The organism is Nocardia sp. NPDC058497 (genome assembly GCF_042720195.1).
Taxonomy (GTDB): Bacteria; Actinomycetota; Actinomycetes; order Mycobacteriales; family Mycobacteriaceae; genus Nocardia.
Genome location: NZ_JBHXMY010000521.1, coordinates 1 through 4150, shown reverse-complemented (window position 1 = coordinate 4150; position 4150 = coordinate 1). Strand labels below are relative to the sequence as shown.

At 68.2% G+C, this 4150-nt stretch carries 4 protein-coding genes; 1 reads left to right on the top strand and 3 read right to left on the bottom strand.

The annotated features are described in order from the left end of the window. The first annotated feature begins 111 nt into the window (after positions 1-111). The gene (locus ACFWPJ_RS26300) at positions 112-1095 is read left to right on the top strand and encodes an Rpn family recombination-promoting nuclease/putative transposase (RefSeq protein WP_378855176.1); all 984 of its coding nucleotides are present in this window, start codon (positions 112-114) and stop codon (positions 1093-1095) included. Between the two features lie 9 nt (positions 1096-1104). Here the strand turns inward: ACFWPJ_RS26300 and ACFWPJ_RS26295 are convergent, their stop codons facing one another. From ACFWPJ_RS26295 to ACFWPJ_RS26285, 3 genes are all read right to left on the bottom strand, one after another. Beyond that, positions 1105-2454 carry a SagB family peptide dehydrogenase gene (locus tag ACFWPJ_RS26295; protein WP_378855174.1) on the bottom strand — a complete coding sequence of 450 codons (1350 nt, stop codon included), beginning with the start codon at positions 2452-2454 and terminating at the stop codon, positions 1105-1107. A 42-nt stretch (positions 2455-2496) separates the two neighbouring features. Next, entirely contained in the window at positions 2497-3474 is a 978-nt protein-coding gene (locus ACFWPJ_RS26290; RefSeq protein WP_378855172.1) for an ABC transporter substrate-binding protein, read from the bottom strand. A 73-nt stretch (positions 3475-3547) separates the two neighbouring features. Beyond that, positions 3548-4150, bottom strand: a 603-nt coding sequence (locus ACFWPJ_RS26285; RefSeq protein WP_378855170.1) for a M13-type metalloendopeptidase, incomplete at its 5' end; no start/stop codon positions are given.

Genomic DNA, 4150 nt, shown 5'->3' with positions numbered 1-4150 from the left:
TGCACGGTGTGATGCAGATCATCGGCACCTCGAAACCTCCCATGCCGAAACGCCTCCGGTCACAGCGACCGCCCGGCAACTCCTCCGCGGGGTGGGCGTATCTTGCTCGCCATGGCGGATGGCACTCCGAATACCCCGCACGACAAATACTTTCGCGAGGTCATGTCAGACCGCGCGAACGCGGTCAGCGAGCTGCGCACTGTCGTGCCCGCAGCGCTGGCCCGCGAATTGGACTGGGACACCCTGCGAGCCCAGTCGGGCAGTCTGGTCTCGGCGGAGCTGCAGTCCCGCTTCACCGACATCCTGTACCGGGTCGACCTGGCCGGTAGCCCCGCCTACGTGTTCGTGTTGATCGAGCACCAGAGCCGCAGCGACCCGTTGATGGCGTTTCGCCTGCTGGAGTATGTGGTGCTGATCTGGGGACGTCATCTCAAAGACAACCCGAAGCGCATGCGGTTGCCCGCGGTGATCCCGCTGGTCGTGCACGCCGGGACCAATCATCGCCGGTGGAGTGCCCCACTGGACCTGGCCGACTTGATCGATGTCGATACCTCCACGCGCGGTCACCTCGGTTCGCTGCTGCCGCGGTTCCGGTATCTGCTCGACGATCTGCATGCGGTCGATGTGGAGGCGCTGTTGGCGCGTCCGCTGGTGCCGGAGGTGATGATCATGTTGGTGTTGTTGAAAGCGGCACCGACCCATAAGAAGCTCGACACGGTCATGTCGCAGCTGGAACCGCAGTTGAAAGCGGTGGCGGATCAGCCGGGCGGTGCGGGGGTGTTGTACCTGGTCATGGCGTATGCGTTGGCCGTGGGGGATACTTGCGTTGCGGATCTGCAACCGTTGGCTGAGCGTTTGGGGCCGCGAGGGAAGGAGGCTTTGATGACGGGTGCTGATCGACTGCGTGCCGAAGGACGGGTCGAAGGTCGCACCGAAGGTGAGGCGAAGGTGTTGATTCGTCAGCTCACCAGGAAGTTCGGCATTCCTTCCGCGGAGGTAGCCGATACTGTCCGGTCGGCGAGTATCGCGCAGCTGGAGTTGTGGACTGATCGGATCCTGACGGCCACGACCCTCGACGAGGTCTTCGCGCCCTAGCTTTCGAGTTCAGCGGGCGGGGGAGCCGACGATCATGCTGCCGACGTTGCATTCCTCGAGTTCGTCGATGCCGGTGGCGGTGGCGAAGGCGGTGGTGTCGCTGAAGCCCTGGGCGACTACGCCGAGGTGCATGGCGGTGGCGGTCAGGTAGACGGTCTGCATGAAGACGCCGACGTGTTTGAGGATGTTGGCGTAGGCGACCTGTTCGTAGCTCCACATGACGCGGCCCGCGCGGGCCGAGACCAGCAGCAGGACGTGGGGTTCCGCGCCGCCGGCCAGGGTGGCGGAGGTGGACTTCAGCAGTTTTTGGACGGCGGGGGCGTCGGCCGCGGCGACCAGGCGCAGGGCGTGGTCGGTCGAGTCGTAGTGGTACATGCCGTTGTCGAGGCCTGCGACATTGCGGATGACCGGGTAGACCTCGAGTTCGTAGGCGCCGCCGCCGGAGGGGTAGGGGCGGGAGCCGTCCTCGCGGGTGCGGGCGCTGCGGAACAGCAGTTCGCCCAGCTGGGCTGCGGTGATCGGTGCCGCGTCGTCGAACGCGCGGGTCGATACGCGGTCCTCGAGTGCGGCGGTGAGGGAGGGGTCGGCGTCGCGCAGACCGGCGAGGTCGGGGCGGGCCAGGGCGATCGGGTCGGCCGCGAACGGCGTACGGCGGGCGGGCAATTCGGGGAAGCGGCCGTCGGCCCAGCGGGTCGGGCCGAAGTCGTCCCAGGTCACCGTGCGGGCGCCGAGGGTGCTGCGGCGGTGGAACCACAGGTCGGGGGCGTTCCAGGAGCGGGTGGCGAACTCGTGCTCCTCCTCGTCACCGTCGACCAGGAATCCGCACCACTGCAGATCCGCCATGAACTGCGACTTCACCGCGGCGGGCACCGGCGAATCGGCGGCCATCGGGCCGTCGAGCAGGGCGAGCAGCCGCGGGTCGTGGACGCGCAGATCGCACCACGCCCGCGGATGCTCGAGCACGAAACCCTGGGCATCGCGGTGCAGCACAGCGAACTTCGACAGCGTCGCCGACCAGGTCGGCAGGGCCGCCTCCGGACGCGGCGCGGGCTCGGCGAAGGGGCGGATGCTGTAGAGGTCGCGGCCGCCGTCGCGCACCGTCACCGCCAGCCAGCCGCCGTCGGTGAGCTTGCGCATCAGCCCGGTGATGTCGTCACCGGCGGCGGCGGTCGACATCTCGGCCGCCGTCGCTGGGCCCTGGTTGAGCGTCTTGAGCGCCTGCAGCGCACCGGCGCCGAGGCCCGTCAGCTTCACATTGCGCGGCGGGTTCAGCAGCACCGCCCCGGCGGGGGTGGTGAGGCAGGTGACGCCCGCGCGCAGGGCGAATCGGGTCTGGGCGGGGTACGTGGAGGCGAGCACAGCGAGTTCCTTGCGGGGGTCGAACGTCGGTGATGCGGGGGGCTATTTCGCCGCTGCGGCGAAGGCGGGCTCCAGCTTGTCGAGCATGTAGGGCACCGAGAGCGCGGAGGGCTGGTTGATGGCGCTGATCTCCTGGGTGGTCAGGAAGACGACCGAACCCTTGCGCACCGACGGCAGCTCGTTGTAGCCGGGCAGCTGGCGGTACTTCTCGTCCAGACCGGGGGAGTAGCCGGCCAGCAGCAGGTCGGCGGACAGCTCGTCGACGCGCTCCGGCGACAGCGCCAGGCGGCCCTGGTTGGCGGGCTGCGCGGTGAGGTTGGCCGGGATGCCCATGCCGAGCTGGGTGAAGACCTTGGCCGAACCGTCGTTGGGGTCGGTCAGCACCATCAGCTGCGCGGGGCTGGCCAGCCAGGTGCTGGCGAAGGTCTTGCCCTTCAGGCCGGGGTTGGCGGTGGTGATCGCCGCGATCTTGTCGTCGACCTTCTTGATCACCGCGGTCGCGTCGGATTCCTTGTGCAGCACCTTGCCCAGCGCGGTGACCTGGTCCTGCCACGGGGTGACGGCGTCCTTGGTCAGCGCGGGCAGTGTCGGCGCGATCTTGGACAGCTCGTCGTAGGTCTTCTGGTCGGCGATGAACGGGTCGGCCAGGATCAGGTCCGGTTCCAGCGCGGCGACCTGCTCGGCGATATTGCCGGTGGTGTTGAGCGCCTTGGCCGACTTCAGGCTCTCCGGCTGCCACGGCGGGGTGCTCTTCGACACCGCGGACACATTGTCGATGTAGCCGACGGGGACCACGCCCAGCGCCAGCGAGGTGTCGAGCCACTGGTTGCCCAGGGTGACGATCTTCGCGGGCGTTCCGGTCACGGTGGTCTCGCCGCGCGCGTGGGTGATGGACACCGGCTCGCCCGAGCCGGCGGCATCGTCGGTGGAACCGCAGGCGGCGACGCCGAAGGCGAGCGCGCCGGCGAGCGCGGCCACCGCCACGCGCCGCCAGCCGCGCGAAGTCCGAACAGACGTCATTGCATCCTCCTGCACAGTTCCAGCGTAAGTCAGCCTAGGCTAACCTACGTCGGTTTCGGAGGGGGAGTCATCCCTAGAGAGTGACCCGCTGATCCTGCGGCATGAACAGCTTGTCGGTGTCCTTCACGTCGAAGGTCGAGTAGAACTCGGCGATATTGCGGACCACCTGGTTGCAGCGGAACTCGTTGGGGGAGTGCGTGTCCTGCAAACCCTGCAGGGTCGCCTCCTCGGTCTGCTTGTCGCGCCACTGCCGCGCCCAGGAGAAGAACATGGAGCGGAAGTCGGGCTGCTCGCCGGTGCGCTGCGCGACCTTCTGATACGCCGCCAGCGCGACCTGCAGGCCGCGCAGGTCGGCCAGGTTCTCGCCGACGGTGAGCGCGCCGTTCACATGCTGACCCTCGGGCGCGCCCTCGGGGACAAGCACGTCGTACTGGTCGATGATCTGCTGGGTCTTGGCGTCGAAGGCGGCGCGGTCCTCGGGGGTCCACCAGTCGCGGCGGTTGCCGTCACCGTCGTACTTGGAGCCCTGGTCGTCGAAGCCGTGCCCGATCTCGTGGCCGATGGTCGAGCCGACCGCGCCGTAGTTGACCGCGTCCTGGGCGTCCTTGTCGAAGAACGGCGGCTGCAGATAGGCGGCGGGGAAGACGATCTGGTCGGTGGTCGCGCTGTAGTAGGC